15 protein-coding genes are annotated in these 19,746 nt (G+C 72.1%); 4 read left to right on the forward strand and 11 right to left on the reverse strand.

The annotated features are described in order from the left end of the window. Positions 1–260: 260 nt before the first annotated feature. From ACFV6X_RS33410 to rsmI, 10 genes are all read right to left on the reverse strand, one after another. Positions 261–947, reverse strand: a complete 687-nt coding sequence (locus tag ACFV6X_RS33410; RefSeq protein WP_385389998.1) for a LuxR C-terminal-related transcriptional regulator — start codon at positions 945–947, stop codon at positions 261–263. Between the two features lie 302 nt (positions 948–1,249). Next, positions 1,250–3,049, reverse strand: coding sequence for a PQQ-binding-like beta-propeller repeat protein (locus ACFV6X_RS33415; RefSeq protein WP_385389999.1), 1,800 nt, complete (start codon positions 3,047–3,049; stop codon positions 1,250–1,252). Positions 3,050–3,098: 49 nt separating this feature from the next. Continuing rightward, positions 3,099–4,904 (reverse strand): PQQ-binding-like beta-propeller repeat protein, encoded by a 1,806-nt coding sequence (locus tag ACFV6X_RS33420; protein WP_385390000.1) that lies wholly within the window; start codon positions 4,902–4,904, stop codon positions 3,099–3,101. A gap of 250 nt (positions 4,905–5,154) precedes the next feature. Further along, entirely contained in the window at positions 5,155–6,960 is a 1,806-nt protein-coding gene (locus ACFV6X_RS33425) for an ABC-F family ATP-binding cassette domain-containing protein (protein WP_385390002.1), read from the reverse strand. Positions 6,961–7,099: 139 nt separating this feature from the next. After that, entirely contained in the window at positions 7,100–7,999 is a 900-nt protein-coding gene (locus ACFV6X_RS33430) for a 4-(cytidine 5'-diphospho)-2-C-methyl-D-erythritol kinase (protein WP_385390003.1), read from the reverse strand. Beyond that, positions 7,996–8,895 carry a 16S rRNA (adenine(1518)-N(6)/adenine(1519)-N(6))-dimethyltransferase RsmA gene (rsmA, locus tag ACFV6X_RS33435; RefSeq protein ID WP_385390005.1) on the reverse strand — a complete coding sequence of 300 codons (900 nt, stop codon included), beginning with the start codon at positions 8,893–8,895 and terminating at the stop codon, positions 7,996–7,998. The genes ACFV6X_RS33430 and rsmA overlap by 4 nt, the downstream gene beginning before the upstream one ends. 31 nt (positions 8,896–8,926) lie before the next feature. Further along, positions 8,927–10,339, reverse strand: coding sequence for a ubiquitin-like domain-containing protein (locus tag ACFV6X_RS33440; protein WP_385390006.1), 1,413 nt, complete (start codon positions 10,337–10,339; stop codon positions 8,927–8,929). A 117-nt stretch (positions 10,340–10,456) separates the two neighbouring features. Continuing rightward, positions 10,457–11,332, reverse strand: coding sequence for a TatD family hydrolase (locus ACFV6X_RS33445; RefSeq protein WP_385390008.1), 876 nt, complete (start codon positions 11,330–11,332; stop codon positions 10,457–10,459). Positions 11,333–11,369: 37 nt separating this feature from the next. After that, positions 11,370–11,780, reverse strand: a complete 411-nt coding sequence (locus tag ACFV6X_RS33450) for a hypothetical protein (protein ID WP_385390010.1) — start codon at positions 11,778–11,780, stop codon at positions 11,370–11,372. Between the two features lie 163 nt (positions 11,781–11,943). Beyond that, positions 11,944–12,789, reverse strand: coding sequence for a 16S rRNA (cytidine(1402)-2'-O)-methyltransferase (gene rsmI / locus ACFV6X_RS33455; protein ID WP_385390011.1), 846 nt, complete (start codon positions 12,787–12,789; stop codon positions 11,944–11,946). Between the two features lie 62 nt (positions 12,790–12,851). On the opposite strand from rsmI, the gene ACFV6X_RS33460 reads away from it, so the two are divergent. The 3 genes from ACFV6X_RS33460 (at position 12,852) to ACFV6X_RS33470 (ending at position 18,134) form a co-directional block, all read left to right on the forward strand. After that, positions 12,852–14,597, forward strand: coding sequence for a dolichyl-phosphate-mannose--protein mannosyltransferase (locus ACFV6X_RS33460; RefSeq protein WP_385390012.1), 1,746 nt, complete (start codon positions 12,852–12,854; stop codon positions 14,595–14,597). A 95-nt stretch (positions 14,598–14,692) separates the two neighbouring features. Then, positions 14,693–16,327, forward strand: coding sequence for a penicillin-binding transpeptidase domain-containing protein (locus ACFV6X_RS33465; protein ID WP_385390013.1), 1,635 nt, complete (start codon positions 14,693–14,695; stop codon positions 16,325–16,327). Between the two features lie 136 nt (positions 16,328–16,463). Then, the gene (locus ACFV6X_RS33470; protein ID WP_385390014.1) at positions 16,464–18,134 is read left to right on the forward strand and encodes a penicillin-binding transpeptidase domain-containing protein; all 1,671 of its coding nucleotides are present in this window, start codon (positions 16,464–16,466) and stop codon (positions 18,132–18,134) included. Between the two features lie 29 nt (positions 18,135–18,163). On the opposite strand, the gene ACFV6X_RS33475 is transcribed toward ACFV6X_RS33470, so the two are convergent. Then, on the reverse strand, positions 18,164–18,523 hold the full coding sequence (locus tag ACFV6X_RS33475) for an SsgA family sporulation/cell division regulator (protein ID WP_385390015.1): 360 nt from the start codon (positions 18,521–18,523) through the stop codon (positions 18,164–18,166). Positions 18,524–18,690: 167 nt separating this feature from the next. Here ACFV6X_RS33475 and ACFV6X_RS33480 point away from each other — a divergent pair, with 167 nt between their 5' ends. Then, positions 18,691–19,746, forward strand: coding sequence for an energy-coupling factor ABC transporter permease (locus ACFV6X_RS33480; RefSeq protein WP_385390017.1), 1,056 nt, complete (start codon positions 18,691–18,693; stop codon positions 19,744–19,746).

Raw genomic sequence — 19,746 nt, forward strand, 5'->3', positions numbered from 1 at the left:
GCCCCCGGCCCGCCCCCCCCAGGCGGCACACATGACCGCGGCTTGCGGGGCGTGAGCCACGAAGCCGCACCCGCCCACGGCGAGAAGGAGTCGTGCCGGGGGTCCGCCCGCAGCGGTTGGCGCGTCAACTCGGGTGAGTCGGTAAAGTGACCGATTCCGCGCCGTTCCGAGGACGGACACCCCCCGGCACGGCCCCGACCCACGCACAGCCGGCAGGCGCTACCCGCACCCCACCGAACAGCCGGAGGCGCCGCAGGCATTCAGCCTTCGCCACGATCCGGCAACGGCCCCGCCCGGTCCAGCAGCCCGGTGCGGGCCGCCAGGGCCGCTGCCTCCAGGCGGGACCCCACGCCGAGCTTCATCAAAACGCGCTGGACATGCGTGCGCGCCGTGGACGGCGCGATGCCCATGCCGGCCGCGATCAGCCGCGTATCCTCCCCTTCGGCCACCCGGACCAGCACCTCCACCTCCCTCGGCGTCAGCATCTGCAGCAGCCGCTGCCCCTCGTCGTCCGGCTGCGCCGCAGGGTTCAGCAGCTCACCGAACGCCCCCTGCAACAACTGCGGCGCCACCGCGGCCTCCCCCGCCCGCGCCTTAATGATCGCCCGCTCCACGCCCTCGATGCGCTCGTCGTGCCGCACATACCCGGACGCCCCCGCGGCGAACGCCGCCGCGATCCCCCGCGGACTCGGCACCGGCCCCAGCACCAGCACCGCCACCTGCCCCCGCTCCCGCTTGATCCGCAGCACGGGATCGAACGCCCCCGCCTCGGCCGGCGTCGCCGTCCCCCACAGGCACACCTCCGGCGCCCGCGCGATCACCAGCTCCGCCGCCCCCGCGGCCGGCGCCGCCGCGGCCAGCACCCGGTGCCCCCGCAGCTTCAGCGCCGAGGCCAGCGCCTCGGCGAGCAATCGGTGGTCGTCGACCACCATCAGCCGCACTCCCATCGAGCTACCCCCCAGTCCCCCCAATGGACGCCCACTATGGATGCCCAAAGGTCCCCACGGACAGACCCAGAACAAACACGGAACACACCAAGTCCAGCCCCCCGGACGACAGCCCCCCGGCATCGACGTCCGCCATGCCCCCGGAAGCTACACGCTTGTTCGACGTCGCGCTGCCTCTACTCGTGAGAAGTGCCCCGGATCGCCGAAAATCCGCTCATTCGAGGGGTGTTGAGCGCCAAGCATGTGGCCCCGCCCCTGAACAGGGACGGGGCCGCACACCACCACCGAGAGCTGCCGAGACGTCAGCCACTCACACCGAACGCGATCGCGAGGTACTCGTCCGCACTCGCGGCCGACCCGCTAACGTACACCTCGGACATGTACAACCGCCCCTGTGCGTAGAGGACTTCGCCGTACTGCGGCGCCTTGCCGGACTCCACGTCCCGCACCGAGTCGGTCCCCGGGTTCTCCATCAGCTTGACCTGCTTGAAGCTGCCGCCGTCGATGCTGACAATCTGCCCGCCCTTGTCGTAGGGCCCGCTCTTGTACGCGATCACGTTCCCGCCGTCCATCCGCAGCGGGGTCATCGTGTACCCGTCCCCGGCGTCCGCCCGCTGCCCGGTCTGCTTCCCGGAAGCCAGGTCGAACGCGACAACCGAGTTCATCCGGCCGAAGTCACCGGTGGTGTCCTGCTCCTCCGTCGGCACGTACAGCCGGTCGTTGCCGACCGCGAGCCCGGTGCAGTCCTCGACCCGCGAGATCCCGTCGCACTCGGCGGCGTAGGAGTCACCCGGCGCCGAGATCCGCGCCCGCAGCTTGCCCGTCTTGTTGTCGACGGAGAAGAAGTCCGAGATGCCGCTGCCGTCCCCGGCGGAGTCACCCACGTCGGCCGCCACCACCAGCGGCTCGGTCGACACGACGCTGGCGTACTCGATGCCCTTGGTCATCCTGTACTCGGAGATCACCTTCCCCGACTTCGGGTCGATGGTCTGGATGTGCAGCTCACGCGCCTCGTACTGCCCGCACTTGCGCACCGCGACCAGCTTGGCGCCGCCGCCGTACCCCGCGTCGTAGCAGGTGTCACCGGGCTTCGGCGACCACAGCGACTTGCCGCTGGCGATGTCGAACGCGGCGCCGCCGCTCGTGCTGCCCACGGCGACCGTGCTCGCGCTCACGGTGACGTTGTCGAAATTGATCGGCTGGTCACCCGAGTTTGCGGTCTTCGTCCACAGCTTCCTGCCCGCGTTCAGGTCGATCGCGGCGACCTGGCTGCACCCCTCCGAGGAGTTCTTCGCGGGCATCCGGGGCTGGAAGACGACAGCCGTCCTCCCGTCCGCGGTCGCGTGCCGGGTGGCCTCGCAGACCGGCCCGGGCAGCGGGATCGTCCACAGCTCGGTGCCCTTTTCCCGGTCGTAGCCGACGATCTCGGCGACACCGGCCTTGGCGTACACCTTGTCGGTGAGCCAGGAGCCGGAGACGACCACGGAGTCGTCCTTGTCGACCTTGGGCGCCGGAATCTGGAAGAGTACCTTGGAGTTGGGATCGGCCGGCACCTTCTCGGAGCCCTTGGAGGAGCCCTCGTCACCGCCGCCCTTGCCGTCACCCTTGCCGCCGCTGGAGCCGGCGGTGTCGTCCTTGCCGCCGTCGGCGGAGGACTTCGAGTACCAGACGCCGCCGCCGATGATCAGCGCGATCGCCACGACGGCGGCCACGATGATGGCCACCTGCGCGTTGAACTTCCCTCCGCCACCGCCCGGCTGACCCGGCTGCGGGTGCATCGGCACGGTCGGCTGCGCGTAGGCCGGACCGGGCTGCCCGTACGGATGGGGCTGCGGCGCCCCGGGATAGCCGTACCCGGGCTGGGCCTGCGGCGGCTGCGGAGGAGTCGGCGGGCCCTGCGGATAGCCGTACCCGGGCTGCGCCTGCGGCGGCTGCGGGTAGCCGTAGCCGGGCGGCTGCTGCGACGGCGTGGGCGGCCCGGCAGGCGGCTGCGGCGCTCCGAAGGCGGGCGGCTGCTGCGGCGGCTGGTCCTGGGGCTGGGGTGAGCCGAACCCACCCCCCTGCGGGGGCTGGTTGGGCGGCGGAGGCGGCGGCTGGGTCATGACGTGGGCACCTCGGGGGGATGGGGACGGAACGAGTCGTGGGGGCGCGTCACTTGCCGTAGGCGAGCATCAGCTTTTCCTTGGCCTCGTCCTCGCCGGACAGCCGGGTGGTGGAGATGTAGAAGCGGCCGTCCACCCAGGCGATGTCCCGCGAGAAGAAGCTGTCCTCGACCTCCGCCGCGCCCGTGGGGTTCTGCAGCAGCCTGGTCGGACGGTGGCTGCTGCCGGTCGTCGGGACGGAGACGATCTGGCCGCCCGCGTCGTACGACGGCTGGACGTAGGCGACGAGCTTGCCGCCCTCGACCTGGAGCGGGAGCATCGACTCGTCCGCCGGGGACTTCACGCGCCACTTCTCCTTACCGGTGGCGAGGTTGATGGCGACGATCTCGTTGGCGCCGCCGGTGGCCTCGGTGGGCAGGTAGAGCGTGTCGGCGTCGGCGGCGACGCCCTCGCAGCCGGTCAGGTCGCGCTGGAGGACGGACCAGCCGCACTCGGGCGCGAAGCTCTCGTCGATCTTCACCTGGGAACGGAAGCCGCCCCTGGCGTCCAGCGTCGAGATGTTCCAGGCGTCCTTGTCCTCGTTGGTGCTGTAGACCACCAGCGGGTCGACGGAGTAGGTACGCATGACCCGCCAGCCCTTGCCGAAGGCCTGGGTCCACTTGACCTTGCCGGTCCTCGGGTCCAGCTCCTGGATCTCGTCGTGCTCGTTGTCGGTGGCCGCACCGCAGGACGCGACGGAGATCAGCCGGGCCCCGCCCGCGAACGCGCTCGGGAAGCAGGAGTCGCCGTACTTCTTCTTGTCGAAGAGCTTCCTGCCGGTCCGGACGTCGTAGGCCGTGCCGGACTGCGAGCGGCCCACCATCAACGTGTCGCCGGTCAGGGAGAGTTCGACACTGAGCGCGCTGTCGAAGAGCGCGCCGTCCGCGACCTCGCCGCTCCAGCCCTTCTCGCCGGTGTTGAGGTCGATCAGCTGGATCTGGTTGCACTTGGCGCGGTCGCTGGCGCCGTTCATGTACGCCACGACGATCTTGTGGTCGGCCGTCTTCCCGGGGGTGACCGAGCAGATCTCCTGCGGGAAGGTGATCGTCTCCCACGTGGGGTTGCCGTCGCCCACGTTGTAGGCGACGAGTTCCTTGTACGCGGCCTTCACCGCCGTCTTGTCGGTGACCCACATGCCGGGGGCGTCGGCGCCGGAACCGGGGGCGTCGGGCGCCTCCTTGTACCAGAGCACCTTCGCCTCGCCCGCCTTGCGGCCCTCGTTGAGGTCGTCCGGGTCGGCGCCGCCGTCACCGCTGCCGTCACCGGGGTTGACCGGGGCGTCGGACGCGGACGGCTTGGGGTCGTCGCTCTGCCCGGCGACCGGCTTCTTGTCGTCGCCGTCGCCGCTGGTCACGGCGTAGACGGTGCCGCCGATCAGCAGCAGCGCCGCCACCGCCGCACCGACGAACAGCGCGGGCTTGCCCCGGAAGGGGTTGCGCGAGCCGGAACCCGGGGGCGTGCCGGGGGCGCCGGGGTACTGGGGCTGCGGGTAGCCGTAGCCGGGCTGCCGGCCGTAGGGACCCGGCTGCTGCGGCTGGGCGTAGGGGCCCGGGGTGCCGTACGGACCGGGCTGCTGCGGCTGACCGTACGGACCGGGCTGCTGGGGATAGCCGTATCCCGGCTGGGGCGGGCCCTGCGGGGGCGGGGGCTGGGGCGGCTGCGCCGGCGGCGGGGGCGTGCCCTGCGACGGATCCTGCGGCGGGCCGAAACCACCGGACTGCCGCGGGTCCTGCGGTGCGCCGAAGCCACCGCCCGGCGGCTGGTCCTGTGGCGCGCCGAAGCCGCCACCCGGCGGCTGGTTGGGCGGCTGGGTCATCAGTGGTTCCCCCTTGTGACTGATGTGGCACCGCGCCCCTGGCGCTGCGTTTCCGCCACACCACGATTCTCAGACGGTTCTCAGACCGCCCATTTCTATCACCCGGGGCCCACAACGAGCCGGGCCGGATGCGCCCCTGTTCCCAAGGGAGCACCGGCCCGTGATGCCCTTGTTACGCGCCTTCACGCCCCCTTCACCCGACGCGCGCGCCCTGCGCGCAGCGACGGGAACGCACCTGCCGTGCCGGGACTCAGGCGTCCTCGGCCAGCTCCAGCCACCGCATCTCCAGCTCTTCGCGCTCCCCGGCCAACTCGCGCAGCTCGGCGTCCAGTTCGGCCACCTTCGCGAAGTCCGTGGCGTTTTCGGCGATCCGGGAGTGGAGCTTCGTCTCGCGTTCGGAGACCTTGTCCAACTGGCGCTCGATCTTCTGGAGTTCCTTCTTGGCCGCGCGCTGGTCGGCGGCGCTCTTCTCGGCGACCTGCTTCACGGGGGCCGCCGGGGAGGCGGCCGCGGCGGCCTCCTCCATCTTCCGTCGCCGCTCCAGGTATTCGTCGATCCCGCGCGGCAGCATCCGCATCGTGCCGTCGCCGAGCAGGGCGAACACCCGGTCCGTGGTGCGCTCGACGAAGAACCGGTCGTGGGAGATCACGATCATCGAGCCGGGCCAGCCGTCGAGGACGTCCTCCAGCTGGGTCAGCGTCTCGATGTCGAGGTCGTTGGTGGGCTCGTCGAGGAAGAGGACGTTCGGCTCGTCCATCAGCAGCCTCAGCAGCTGCAACCGGCGCCGCTCACCGCCGGACAGGTCCCCGACCGGCGTCCACTGCTTCTCCTTGTTGAAGCCGAACGTCTCGCAGAGCTGCCCCGCGGTCATCTCGCGCCCCTTGCCGAGGTCGACGCGCTCGCGCACCTGCTGAACGGCCTCCAGGACCCGCAGGGCGGGGTTCAGCTCGGTGACCTCCTGGGAGAGGTAGGCGAGCTTGACCGTCCTGCCGACGGCGATCCGGCCGGCCGCGGGCTGCGCCTCGCCCTCCGTGCGTGCCGCCTCGGCCATGGCCCGCAGCAGCGAGGTCTTGCCGGCGCCGTTGACGCCGACCAGGCCGATGCGGTCGCCGGGGCCGAGCTGCCAGGTGACGTGCTTGAGGAGCACCTTGGGACCGGCCTGGACCGTGATGTCCTCCAGGTCGAAGACGGTCTTGCCGAGCCGTGAGGACGCGAACTTCATCAGCTCGGAACTGTCCCGGGGCGGCGGCACGTCCTTGATCAGCTCGTTGGCGGCCTCCACGCGGAAACGCGGCTTGGAGGTGCGGGCGGGGGCGCCGCGGCGCAGCCAGGCCAGCTCCTTGCGGACCAGGTTCTGCCGCTTGACCTCCTCGGTGGCGGCGATCCGCTCGCGTTCGGCGCGGGCGAAGACGTAGTCGGAGTAGCCGCCCTCGTACTCGTGGACGTCACCGCGCTGCACGTCCCACATGCGGGTGCAGACCTGGTCGAGGAACCACCGGTCGTGGGTGACGCAGACCAGCGCGGAGCGGCGCTCGCGCAGGTGCTGGGCGAGCCAGGCGATGCCCTCGACGTCGAGGTGGTTGGTGGGCTCGTCGAGGACGATCAGGTCCTGCTCGTCGATGAGCAGCTTGGCGAGTGCGATCCGGCGCCGCTCACCACCGGAGAGCGGACCGATGACGGTGTCGAGGCCCTGCGGGAAGCCGGGCAGGTCGAGCCCGCCGAACAGACCGGTGAGCACATCGCGGACCTTGGCGTTGCCCGCCCACTCGTGGTCGGCCATGTCGCCGATGACCTCGTGGCGCACGGTGGCCGCGGGGTCGAGGGAGTCGTGCTGGGTGAGGACGCCCAGGCGCAGCCCGCCGGAGTGGGTGACGCGGCCGGTGTCGGCGTCCTCCAGGCGGGCCAGCATCCGGATGAGCGTGGTCTTGCCGTCGCCGTTGCGGCCGACGACACCGATGCGGTCCCCTTCGGAGACGCCGAGGGAAATGCCGTCGAGGAGCGCGCGGGTGCCGTACACCTTGCTGACGTTCTCGACATTGACCAGGTTGACGGCCATTTCGCTCCTGCTCGCGGGGATCGGTCAGCCTCCCAGCCTAGGCCCTGTCGTCAAACTCCCGTCGCCCGCCCTGCGGCGTCCGGTGCGTGCAGCCGCAAGGCGGAGGAGGAAGTCGACGCGATGGAGGTCCCGCCCCGGGTCAGCCGCCGAGCACCGTCGCGCCCGGTGCCGGCCCCGAGGCCGTGCGCACCGTCCGGCACGTGCCCGACGCGCTGAGCGCCTGCGCCACCTTCGCCGCGGACTCGGGGTCGCGGGCGAGGAAGGCGGTGGTCGGGCCGGAGCCCGAGACCAGCGCGGTGAGGGCGCCGGCGGCGCGGCCCGCCGCGAGGGTGTCGGCGAGGGCGGGGAAGAGGGAGAGGGCGGCGGGCTGGAGGTCGTTCGAGACGGCGGCGGCGAGCGCGTCGGGGTCGCCCTTGGCGAGGGCGTCGAGGAGGTCTGGGGAGGCGACGGGCTCGGGGACGTCGGTGCCCTCGGCGAGCCGGTCGAACTCGCGGAAGACGGCCGGGGTGGACAGCCCGCGGTCGGCCATCGCGAAGACCCAGTGGAAGGTGCCGCCGACGTCGAGCGCCGTCAGCCTCTCGCCCCGCCCGGTGCCGAGCGCCGCCCCGCCGACCAGGCTGAACGGCACATCACTGCCCAACTCGGCGCAGATGTCGAGCAGTTCGTCGCGGGAGGCGCCGGTGCCCCACAGCGCGTCGCAGGCGAGCAGCGCACCCGCGCCGTCCGCGCTGCCGCCCGCCATGCCGCCGGCCACGGGGATGTCCTTGGCGATGTGCACGTGGACGTCGGGGCTACGGCCGTGACGCGCGGCGAGCGCCTCCGCCGCGCGGGCCGCGAGGTTCGTCCGGTCCAGGGGGACCTGGGCGGCGTCGGATCCGTCGCAGGTGACGCGCAGCTCGTCGGCCGCGGTGACCGTGACCTCGTCGTGGAGCCCGACCGCCAGGAAGACGTTGGCCAGCTCGTGGTACCCGTCGGGGCGGGCGGCGCCGACCGCGAGCTGGACGTTGACCTTGGCGGGGACACGTACCGTGACGCTCACATGCTCTCCTTCGGCGATGCGGGGGCCGCTTCGCGCGCCGCCGCGGCCTCCGCGATGCGGGCGAACTCCTCGACCGTGAGGGACTCGCCGCGCGCCTGCGGCGAGACGCCCGCCGCGACGAGCGCCGCCTCGGCGGCCGCCGCGGAACCGGCCCACCCCGCGAGCGCCGCCCGCAGGGTCTTGCGGCGCTGGGCGAACGCCGCGTCCACGACGGCGAAGACCTCGCGCTGCGAGGCGGTGGTCGCGATCGGCTCGGCGCGCCGGGTGAGGGAGACGAGCCCGCTGTCCACGTTCGGCGCGGGCCAGAACACGTTGCGGCCGATGGCACCGGCCCGCTTGACCTCGGCGAACCAGTTGGCCTTCACCGACGGCACGCCGTACACCTTCGAGCCGGGCGGCGCCGCCAGCCGGTCGGCGACCTCCGCCTGCACCATCACGAGGGTGCGCTCGATGCTCGGGAAGGTGTCGAGCATGTGCAGCAGGACCGGGACCGCCACGTTGTACGGCAGGTTCGCCACCAGCGCGGTCGGCGCGGGTCCTGGCAGGTCGGTGACGCGCATCGCGTCGGAGTGCACCAGCGCGAACCGGTGGGCGCGCTCCGGCATCCGTGCCGCGACGGTGGCGGGCAGCGCGGCGGCCAGCACGTCGTCGATCTCGACGGCGGTGACCCGCTCGGCCACCTCCAGCAGCGCCAGCGTGAGCGAGCCGAGCCCGGGCCCGACCTCCACGACCACGTCGTCGGGCCGGACCTGCGCGGTCCGGACGATACGGCGGACGGTGTTCGCGTCGATGACGAAGTTCTGGCCGCGCTGCTTGGTGGGCCGTACGCCGAGGACTTCCGCCAGCTCACGGATGTCGGCGGGACCCAGGAGGGCGTCGGGGGTGGGGCTGCTCACGGCGACAGCCTATCCGTGGCTGTCGCCGTGGCTATCCGTGCAGCCGCGCTCCGCAGTGCGGCCAGGGGCCGGCGCCGCGTCGGGTGTACAGCTTCTTCGCGCGGTACGTCTGTTCCGCCGCCGGGGCGTCCTGGGGGCGGCCGGTGCCGCCGAGGCTGTGCCAGGTGCCGGTGTCGAACTGGTAGAGGCCGCCGTACGTCCCGGAGGGGTCCACGGCGCCCGGGTCGCCGCCGGACTCGCAGACGGCGAGGCCCTGCCAGTCGAGGTGGTCGGCGCCCTGGACCGAGGTGGGCATCGGTTTCGTGCCGACCTTCACGATCCGCGCGGTCGGCTCGCGCACCAGCTCGGTCCCGATCCGGCGCGGCTTCTGCCGGACCCCGTTGACGGTCCGCAGGGAGTACGTGATCCGGCGCAGTCCCGGCTGACCCGCCTGCTCGACCACCTCCGTGCCCTTGAAGACCGCCGGGTCCTCGACCCGCCGCACCTCGAAGGGGATCTCCTCCTCCCGGGTCTCCCTGCCGCCGGTGATCCGCAGCACGGTGACCGTCTGACCGTCGCGCGGGAAGCTGCCCGGCGGGACGGAGGTGGTGTCCTGGCCGCGCAGGGTGACCCCGGCGGCCCGGACGGCCTCGTCGACGGTGGCGGCGTTGGTGCGGACGGTGCGGGCCCTGCCGTCCGCCATGACCGTGACGGACCGCTCGGTGCGCACGTCGAGGGCGAGACCGGCACGTCCGATGTGCTGCGAGCGCGCGGCGGACAGGTACGCGCCCTCCGCCCGCACGCCGAGCTGTCCGAGCGCCTCCTCGACCGTCCGTGCCGTCGTCCACACCTCCTGCCGGTGGCCGTCGAGGGTGAGCCGCACGGGGCGGCCGTAGTGCACGGCGATCTCGTCGCCGTGGCCGATCCCGGCGCCCGGCGCGGGCGTGATCATGTCGTGCGCGCCGACCTCGACGCCCTCCTCGGCGAGCAGCTCACCGACGTCGTCGGCGAAGGTGTGCAGTCCGCGGGGCTCGCCGTCGACGGTCAGCTGGACGGCCTTGTCCTCGGCGACGAAGGCGGTGGTGCCGCCGGCGAGGAAGGCGACGACCAGCGCCCGCGGCAGCAGGCGGCGCACGGAGGTGTCCGGGCGGTCGGCGGACCGTCCCCTGCGCCGGCGCGCGGCACGCCCGGCTACCCGGGGGCGGGCGACGGGGACCGCCGTCTCCGGCGTGCCCTGCCGGGGCACCAGCGGCTCGGCCGTCTCGTAGGCGGGCCGGTAGGTGTCGCCGGCCGCGGCGCCGTACGGGTGCACGTCCCACCCGTCGACCCCGTCGGGCCCGTCGTACCGGTCGGGCCCGTCGTACCCGTCGAGCCCGTCGTACGCAGGCGACGGCTCGTACGCCTCGAAGGTGTCGAAGGTCTCGTACGGCTGGGTCCCGTACGTCTCGTACTGCGAGTTGCTCACGCCGACACGCTCCAGGGGCCGAGGGGTCCAGAGGGGTCCGGATCGGGCCCCCAGAACCTAGCGGAGCGTTCGTCACTCTCCAAAGCGGCGCGACTACTCAGGGTGGCACATCAAGGGTCAGTAGCCGAACGCGCGTGCGGTGTTCGCGCCCAGGGCGGTGGCCAGGGCGTCCTCGTCGATGCCGCGCACGGCGGCCATCGCGCGCACCGTGACCGGAACGAGATACGGCGCGTTGGGCCGTCCGCGGTAGGGCGCGGGTGTCAGGAACGGCGCGTCCGTCTCCACCAGGACCAGCTCCAGCGGGGCCACGGCCAGCGCGTCCCGCAGGTTCTGGGCGTTCTTGAAGGTGACGTTGCCGGCGAAGGACATGTAGTACCCGGCGCGGGCGCACACCTCGGCCATCTCGGCGTCCCCGGAGTAGCAGTGGAACACCGTCCGCTCGGGCGCGCCCTCCTCCTTCAGGACCCGCAGCACGTCCGTGTGGGCGTCGCGGTCGTGGATGACCAGCGCCTTGCCGTGCCGCTTGGCGATCTCGATGTGGGCGCGGAAGGACCGCTCCTGCGCCGCCTTGCCCTCGGGCCCGGTGCGGAAGTAGTCCAGTCCCGTCTCGCCGACCGCCTTCACGTGTGGCATGGCCGCCAGCCGGTCGATCTCGGCGAGCGCCTCGTCGAGCCCCGCGTCGCCGCCGGGCTCACGCGCCCCCTGCCGGGACCAGCCGTCGGGATCGCCGTGCACGATGCGCGGGGCCTCGTTGGGGTGCAGGGCGACGGCCGCGTGCACGTTCTCGTACGCCGCCGCCGTCTCGGCCGCCCACCGGGAGCCGTTCACGTCGCAGCCGACCTGCACGACCGTCGTGACCCCGACGGACGCGGCCTTCGCGAGGCCCTCCTCCACGGTGCCCGACTGCATGTCGAGGTGCGTGTGCGAGTCGGCGACCGGCACGGTCAGGGGCGGCGGGAGGGGCGGTGCGGCGTTCTTGTCGGAGGTGGGCATGCCCCGATCGTACGAGAGGGACACGCCCACGATCAGGTCAGCCCGCCTTGCGCTGGAAGACGTGCAGCAGGTCGGACAGGTGCCAGTGATGCTGCTCGTCGCGCACCCCGGCTTCCCCGGCAGGCCGGGGCACCGAGACCGGCCCGGCCGCCCCGGCGGCCGGCTGCCGGCGCCGCCCGTCACGCGCCGACGACACCTGGCCGGCCCGCATGATCCGCACCACATGGCCGTCGCAGTGGTGGCACCCCGGCCGGCTCAGCGGCGACGGCACGACCCGCCCGTCCGCCACGTACAGGACGAACTCGTGGCCCTCGCCATCGACGTGGTGCTCTATCTCGTACGACTGTTCCCATCCGTGCCCGCATCGCATGCAGGCGAAGGAATACGACTCGTTGACCACGGCGGTCGCCCCGTTGCGAAGGCCGGTGTGCCCTGCGATCTCGCTCATGCCAGCTCCTGTTGTCCGCTGGAGGAACGGGTTGCGTTCCGTCACCCAGTGGACTCCCGGAGGAGACCGAAAGCACGCTGTCTGCCCAGTATTGGGAGGGACTTGGGGGTGTCTTGCCGTAGGGCCCGTCACCCTTTACCGGCGGTTGGCACTGGTTCGCGGCTCAGGGCGCGCGCTTCGCGGCGACCACGGCGTCGAAGACCACCCGCTTGGGCACTCCCGCCTCCACGGCCACCGCCGCGATGGCCTCCTTGCGCCGCTCGCCGGCCTCCTCCCGGACCTTCACCCGCCGCACCAGCTCCGCGGGGCCGACGTCCTCCGGCCCCTTGTCGGCGGCACCCTCGACCACCACGGTGATCTCTCCGCGCACCCCCTCGGCCGCCCACTCGGCCAACTCGCCCAGAGCCCCTCGCCGTACCTCCTCGTACGTCTTGGTCAGCTCCCGGCAGACGGCCGCCCGCCGCTCCGCCCCGAACGCCTCGGCCATCGCCGCCAGCGTGTCGTCGAGGCGGTGCGGTGCCTCGAAATAGACCAGCGTCCGCCGCTCCCCGGCGACCTCCCGCAGCCGTGACAGCCGCTCCCCCGCCTTGCGCGGCAGGAAGCCCTCGAAGCAGAACCGGTCCACCGGCAGCCCGGACAGCGCCAGAGCGGTCAGCACGGCGGACGGCCCCGGCACGGCGGTGACCCGGACGTCCCGCTCCACCGCCGCGGCCACCAGCCGGTACCCGGGGTCCGACACCGAGGGCATCCCGGCGTCCGTGACGAGCAGCACCCGCGCCCCGCCCACCAGCTCCTCGACCAGCTCCGGGGTACGCGCCGCCTCGTTGCCCTCGAAGTACGACACCACCCGGCCCTTGGGCGTCACGCCCAGCGCCTGGGTCAGCCGGCGCAGCCGCCGGGTGTCCTCGGCGGCGACCACGTCGGCCCGCTCCAGTTCCTCGGAGAGTCTGGGCGGCGCGTCCGCGATGTCGCCGATAGGGGTGCCTGCCAAAACAAGGGTTCCTGTCACGTTTCCATCCTCGCAGGGGCCGTCCACGGGACTCCCACAGACGGGTTCCCTACGATGGCGCGGTGACCAGTACCGCGTCCTCCACGGACATCCGGCAGGACCAGGCCCCGCACGAGCAGCGGCCCTCGTGGCAGCAGCGGCTGCGCCGTTTCGGATACTCGCCCGCCGGGCCCCGCAGCGACGTCCGGGACCGCCTCGTGCCGCCGTACGCCGAGCCGGGCCCGCGGCTGTGGGCGGCGCTCGGCATCCGGTATCCGGCGGCCACGCGGATCGCCCGCTGGTCGGGCTGGGGCGGGCCGCTGCTGGTGACGCTGTTCGCGGGTGTGCTGCGGTTCTGGAACCTGGGCAGCCCGAAGGCGGTGATATTCGACGAGACGTACTACGCCAAGGACGCGTGGGCGCTCGTCCACCGCGGCTTCGAGGTCAACTGGGACAAAAACGTCAACGACCTCATCCTGTCCCAGAACGGCGATGTGCCCATCCCGACGGACGCGGCGTACGTCGTGCATCCGCCGGTCGGCAAGTACGTGATCGGGCTCGGCGAGCTGATGTTCGGGTTCAACCCGTTCGGCTGGCGGTTCATGACGGCGCTGCTCGGCACGCTGTCGGTCCTGCTGCTGTGCCGCATCGGCCGCCGGCTGTTCCGCTCCACGTTCCTCGGCTGCCTGGCGGGCGCGCTGGTGGCCGTGGACGGGCTGCACTTCGTGATGAGCCGCACCGCGCTGCTGGACGGCGTGCTGATGTTCTTCGTGCTGGCGGCGTTCGGCTGTCTGCTCGTCGACCGGGACCGGGCGCGGGCGAGACTGGCCGCCGCGCTGCCCGCGGATCCCGACGGCCGGGTCCGGCCGGACGCGCGGACGGCGGAGGACACCCGCATCGGGTGGCGGCCGTGGCGGATCGCGGCGGGCCTGATGCTGGGCCTGGCCGTCGGCACCAAGTGGAACGGCCTGTACATCCTGGCCGCTTTCTGTGTGATGGCGGTGCTGTGGGACGTCGGCGCCCGCAAGGTGGCCGGTGCCCGGCACCCGTACAAGGCGGTCGTCCAGCACGATCTCGGCTGGGCGTTCCTGTCCACCGTCCCGGTCGCGATCGTCACCTACATCGCCTCCTGGACCGGCTGGATCCTCTCCGCCGGCGACGGCTCGGGAGGCTACTACCGCAACTGGGCGGCGACCGACGGCAAGGACAGCGGCTGGTCGTGGCTGTTCCCGGACTGGTGGCGCAGCCTGTGGCACTACGAGAGCCAGGTGTACGACTTCCACGTCGGACTGTCCTCGCCGCACACCTACCAGTCCAACCCGTGGAGCTGGATCGTCACCGGCCGCCCCGTGTCGTACTTCTACGAGTCCCCCGCCCCCGGCGCGGACGGCTGCCCGGTGGACGCGGGCGACAAGTGCGCGCGCGAGGTGCTGGCGCTGGGCACGCCGATGCTGTGGTGGGTGGGCTGCTTCGCGCTGCTGTACGTGCTGTGGCGCTGGTTCTTCCGCCGCGACTGGCGCGCGGGCGCCATTGCCTGCGCGATCGTCGCGGGCTATCTGCCCTGGTTCCTGTACCAGGAGCGGACGATCTTCTTCTTCTACGCCGTGGTCTTCGTGCCGTTCCTGTGCCTGGCGGTCGCGATGCTGATCGGCGCTCTGGTCGGCCCCCCCGGCTCCACCGACACCCGCCGGGTGGCGGGCGCCACGGGAGCGGGCGTCCTGGTCCTGCTGATCGCCTGGAACTTCATCTACTTCTGGCCCATCTACACAGGCCAGTCCATCCCGATGGACGACTGGCGGTCGCGGATGTGGCTGGATACGTGGGTCTGACACCTACTGGGCGCTAACAATCTGGGAACTCCCGCCCCGCTCGTCACAGTGCGCACTTAGAGTGCGGAGGTCTGTACACGGGGAGGGGGCGCGTCATGCGCAAGGGGGTCAAGGCTGCCGTCGTCGGCAGTGTGTTCACGGTGATGGTCGCGGGGGCCGGGTACGGCGCCTACAACTTCGTCTCCGCGCTGAGCGACGACGGGGGCACCGCGCCGGCGGGGCAGAACAAGCCGCTGCGGAGCGGGCCGCCGAGCAGCGCGGAGGTCCAGGAGACGAGCCGTGAGTTCTTCGCGGCCTGGGAGCAGGGGCAGGGCGCGCGGGCGGCGTCCCTCACGAACTTCGCCGAAGAGGCCGAGCCCGTCCTGACGTCCTTCGGGCAGGACGCGCACCTCACCGACGTGCAGATCACGCCGGGCGCGACGCAGGGGCGGACGGTGCCGTTCTCGGTCAGGGCGACGGTGTCGTACGACGGGAAGTCCAAGCCGCTGGCGTACCGGAGCACGCTCACCGTGGTGCGCGGGGAGAGCACCGGGCGGGCGCTGGTCGACTGGGAGCCGTCCGTCGTGCACCCGAGCCTGAAGGACGGTGACATCCTTGTCACCGAGGAGTCGGCGACCCCGCAGGTCGAGGCGGTGGACCGGAACGGCACGGTGCTGTCACCGAAGAAGTACCCCTCCCTCGGCCCGATCCTGGACGAACTGCGCGCCCGCTACGGCGAGCAGGCCGGCGGCACCCCCGGCGTCGAACTCGCCGTCCGGCACACCGCGTCCGAGGCCGCCGACACCACCCTGCTCACCCTCTCCGAGGGCAGGCCCGGGAAGTTGCGGACGACGCTGAGCGCGACGGCGCAGGCCGCCGCCGAGCAGGCGGTCGGACGGTACGACGAGTCCTCGGTCGTCGCCGTCAAGCCGAGCACCGGCGAGATCCTGGCGGTCGCCAACAACCGCGCGGACGGCTTCAACGCGGCCTTCCTCGGCCAGGTGGCGCCCGGCTCCACGATGAAGATCGTCAGCGCGGCGATGCTCATCGACACCGGCCTCACCAGCATGAACGGCCCGGCACCCTGCCCGCCCCAGGCGGTCTCGGAGAGCCAGACCTTCCACAACCTGAAGGACATGGCCCCGAACGAGGGCGCCACCCTTTCCGAGAGTTTCGCGCGCTCCTGCAACACCGCCTTCATCAAGTTCGCCGACGAGGTGCAGGTGGACTCGCTGACCCGGGAGGCGCAGGAGCGGTTCGGGATCGGGCGGGACGACTGGAAGGTCGGCGTCCCCTCCTTCGACGGCTCGGTGCCCGCCGCGGGCGGCCCGGACACCGCCGCCGGCCTGATAGGCCAGGGCCAGGTGCAGATGAGCCCGTTGAACATGGCCTCGGTCACGGCGACGGCGATGACGGGCGCCTTCCGGCAGCCGGTGATCGTGCCGCAGAGCCTGGACGGACGGGAACTGGCGAAGGCGCGGGGCCTGTCGGGCGACACCGTCGCGCAGCTGCGCGCCATGATGAACCGCACCGCGACCAGCGGCACCGCCGCCTCCGTGATGTCGGGGTTGTCCGGCAGCAGCATCGGCGCGAAGACCGGTTCGGCCGAGGTCGACGGGAACACCAAGGCGGACAGCTGGTTCACTGGCTACCGCGACGACGTCGCCGCGGCGGCCATGGCCCAGCAGGGCGGGCGGGGCGGCGAGGCGGCGGGTCCGATCGTGGCGGCCGTGCTGCGCGCGGGTGGCTGACGTCACCCGCTCAGACGGGGACTCTAGGGTGGTGCCGTCGTTGGGGACTGTGACGACCACGCGGCCGGTACGGCCGTAAGGGCCGCGCCGCTCGTCAGGGGCGGGGCCCGGGGATTGCGCGGAGGATCGGGAAGCAGTGGGCAAGAGAAGGCGCGTCGCCGAGCGACGGAAGACGAGTCCCGCCGTCATCGGCGGTGTGATCGCCGTGGCTGTCGTCGGCGCCGGGGTCGGTGCCTACGCGCTGTTCGGCGCCGGCTCCTCGACCGAGGACGGCGCGTCCACGACGGCCGCCGGGCGGGAGAGGTCCGTGAAGACGGGCCCGCTGTCGGCGAAGGAGGTCGGCACCACGGCCCAGGCGTTCCTCACGGCCTGGCAGCAGGGCAAGGTGACCGGCGCGGCGGACGCCACCGACGACGCCGCGGCGGCCAAGGCGCTGCTGGCCGCGTACGCCAAGGACGCCCACATCAAGGACCTCACGCTCACCCCGGGTGCGCGTACCGGCGACACCGTACCGTTCACGGTGCAGGGCACGGTGTCGTACCAGGGCGTCAGCAAGCCGCTGACCTACCGAAGTTCGCTGGAGGTCGTGCGCCGGGCCGCGGACGGCGAGCCGCTGGTGGGCTGGCAGCCGTCGGTCCTCCACCCCGATCTGCGCGAGGGCGACCGGCTGGTCACCGGCGAGGCGGGCACGCCGCCGGTCACGGCCCTGGACCGGGACGGCGACGAGCTGTCCACGGAGAAGTACGCCTCGCTGGGGCCGGTCCTGGACGGGCTGCGCGAGAAGTACGGCAAGACGGCCGGCGGCAAGGCCGGCGTCGAACTCCGGGTGGTCCGCGGCAAGGCCTCCGAGAAGCAGAAGCTGTCCGACAAGACGGTCCTGGAACTGAGCGAGGGCACGCCGGGCGAGGTGAAGACGACGCTCAGCGCGACCATGCAGGCGGCCGCGGAGCAGCAGGTCGGCTCCCGCTCCCGCGCCTCGGTGGTCGTCCTGCGGCCCTCGACGGGCGAGATCCTGGCGGTGGCGAACTCCAACCCGGGCTTCAACACCGCGTTCCAGGGCTCGCTGGCGCCCGGTTCGACGATGAAGGTCATCACCTCGTCGCTGCTCCTGGAGAAGGGGCTGGCCTCGCCGGACAAGGCGCATCCGTGCCCCAAGTACTTCACGTACGGCGGCTGGAAGTTCCAGAACGACGACAAGTTCGAGATCAAGGGCGGCACGTTCAAGACGAGTTTCGCCCGGTCCTGCAACACGGCGTTCATCAGTCAGGCGCCGGAGCTGGACGACGACGACCTGACCAAGCAGGCGCAGCAGGTGTTCGGCCTGTCGAAGAACAACTGGGCGATCGGTGTGCCCACCTTCGACGGTGCCGTGCCGGTGCAGTCGGCCGCGTCGATGGCGGCGTCACTCATCGGCCAGGGCGGGGTGCGGATGAACCCGCTGAACATGGCGTCGGTGTCGGCGACGGTCAAGGCGGGCGTCTTCCACCAGCCGTACCTGGTCGCCCCCTCCGTGGACGACCGCACCCTGGCCACGGCCTCCCGCACGATGTCCGCGGACACGCTGGCGAAGCTGCGTGGGCTGATGGCCTACACGGCGGCGTACGGCACGGCGGCGGAGGCGATGGCGGGGGTCACCGGTGACGTAGGCGCCAAGACCGGGTCCGCCGAGGTCGACGGGCAGAAGAAGCCCAACGGCTGGTTCACCGCGTACCGGGGCGATCTCGCCGCCGCCGGTGTCGTCCAGTCGGGCGGACACGGCGGGGAGACGGCGGGGCCGATCGTGGCGGCGCTGCTGAAGCAGGGCTGACGGGCGGGGGCCGGGCCGAAGGCCTGCCGTCAGCTTCCGACGGGGGTGGCGGCGGCCATGTAGGTGCGCCGCAGAAAGCGGATCAGCGCTTTGGTGTCGAACTGGACGACCGCCGTGCCCTGCGCGGAGTGGAACTCGATGACGGTCTGCACCCGCCCGCACGGCCACACCCGGACCTCACCGGAGCCGGCCGGGGCACGCAAACCACGTTCGAGGAGCTCACGGGTGAAGGTCCACTCGTGCGGGCCGGGCAGACATATGCGTACGTCGCGGGGATCGCGGTCGGCGTCGTAGCGCAGCACGACCGAGATCGCTCCCCGGTCGTCCAGCAGCTGGACGTCCGTGTCCGTGACGATATGGGCGCGTGCGTACTGCTCCACTACGGACATCGGACGGCCCTTTCACCGTGCGTCACGAGAGCGGAAAGTATGAATCCGCTACCCATCCAATGTCCCATATTTCCTGGATTACGCCCGGCGGAGCGGCTTATCTCATCTCCACAACGGGGAGAGCCTCGCTCTTGCAAGAGGTTCGCATTAAGCCACATCATCGAAGCGTGCACGTACCTGACGGATTCATCAACGCGCCCACGTCCGCCGTGGCCGGAGTCGTCGCCGCCGGCGCCATCGCCGTGAGCCTGCGCGGCGCGCGCCGCGAACTCGACGAGCGGACCGCGCCACTCGCCGGACTGGTGGCGGCGTTCATCTTCGCGGTGCAGATGCTGAACTTCCCGGTCGCGGCCGGGACCAGCGGCCATCTGCTCGGCGGCGCCCTCGCCGCGATACTCGTCGGCCCCTGTACAGGGGCCCTGTGCCTATCCGTCGTCCTGCTCATGCAGGGCATCCTGTTCGCGGACGGCGGCCTGACCGCGCTCGGCGTGAACATCACCGACATGTCGGTGGTCGGCGTCGGTGTCGCCTACCTCGTCTTCCGCGGACTGGTGAAACTCCTGCCGCGCACCCGGCGCTCGATCACCACCGCCTCCTTCGTGGCCGCGCTGGTGTCGGTGCCGGCCGCCGCCCTCGCCTTCACGGCGTTCTACGCGATCGGCGGGACCACCGACGTCCCGATCGGCAAGGTCGCCACCGCCATGGTCGGCGTGCACGTCCTCATCGGCGTCGGCGAGGCCGTGATCACCGCGCTGACCGTCGGCGCCGTCGTCGCCGTACGGCCGGACCTCGTCCACGGCGCGCGGGACCTGCGCCGGCCGCTGAAGCTGCGGGTCGGCGGCGAATTCGTCGACGTCCCGGCCGCCGAGGCGCCCGCGCCCGCCCCCCGGACCTCGCACCGCACGCTGCTGCTCGGCGGACTCGCCACCTCCCTCGTGCTCGCCGGGGTCGTCAGCTTCTACGCCTCCGCCAGCCCCGACGGGCTGGAGAAGGTGGCCGAGGACAAGGGCTTCGCCGAGTCCGCCGAGGAACACCACAACGCCGACTCCCCGCTCGCCGACTACGGCGTCAAGGACGTCGACAACGCCCGGATCTCCGGCGGCCTGGCCGGTGTGATCGGCGTCGGTGTCACCGTCGTCGCGGGGAGCGCGGTCTTCTGGGCGGTGCGCCGGCGCCGTACGGACGCGACGGACGGCGTCTCGCCCACCAGCACGAGCGTCTGA

Origin of the sequence: Streptomyces sp. NPDC059861 (genome assembly GCF_042731435.1) — a bacterium.
GTDB lineage: Bacteria > Actinomycetota > Actinomycetes > Streptomycetales > Streptomycetaceae > Streptomyces.

Coding starts and splice junctions, on each gene's coding strand:
- ACFV6X_RS33410 (WP_385389998.1), bottom strand. CDS start 947: ATGGGAGTGCGGCTGATGGTGGTCGACGACCACCGATTGCTCGCCGAG.
- ACFV6X_RS33415 (WP_385389999.1), bottom strand. CDS start 3,049: ATGACCCAGCCGCCGCCTCCGCCGCCCAACCAGCCCCCGCAGGGGGGT.
- ACFV6X_RS33420 (WP_385390000.1), bottom strand. CDS start 4,904: ATGACCCAGCCGCCCAACCAGCCGCCGGGTGGCGGCTTCGGCGCGCCA.
- ACFV6X_RS33425 (WP_385390002.1), bottom strand. CDS start 6,960: ATGGCCGTCAACCTGGTCAATGTCGAGAACGTCAGCAAGGTGTACGGC.
- ACFV6X_RS33445 (WP_385390008.1), bottom strand. CDS start 11,332: ATGCCCACCTCCGACAAGAACGCCGCACCGCCCCTCCCGCCGCCCCTG.
- ACFV6X_RS33450 (WP_385390010.1), bottom strand. CDS start 11,780: ATGAGCGAGATCGCAGGGCACACCGGCCTTCGCAACGGGGCGACCGCC.
- ACFV6X_RS33465 (WP_385390013.1), top strand. CDS start 14,693: ATGCGCAAGGGGGTCAAGGCTGCCGTCGTCGGCAGTGTGTTCACGGTG.
- ACFV6X_RS33475 (WP_385390015.1), bottom strand. CDS start 18,523: ATGTCCGTAGTGGAGCAGTACGCACGCGCCCATATCGTCACGGACACG.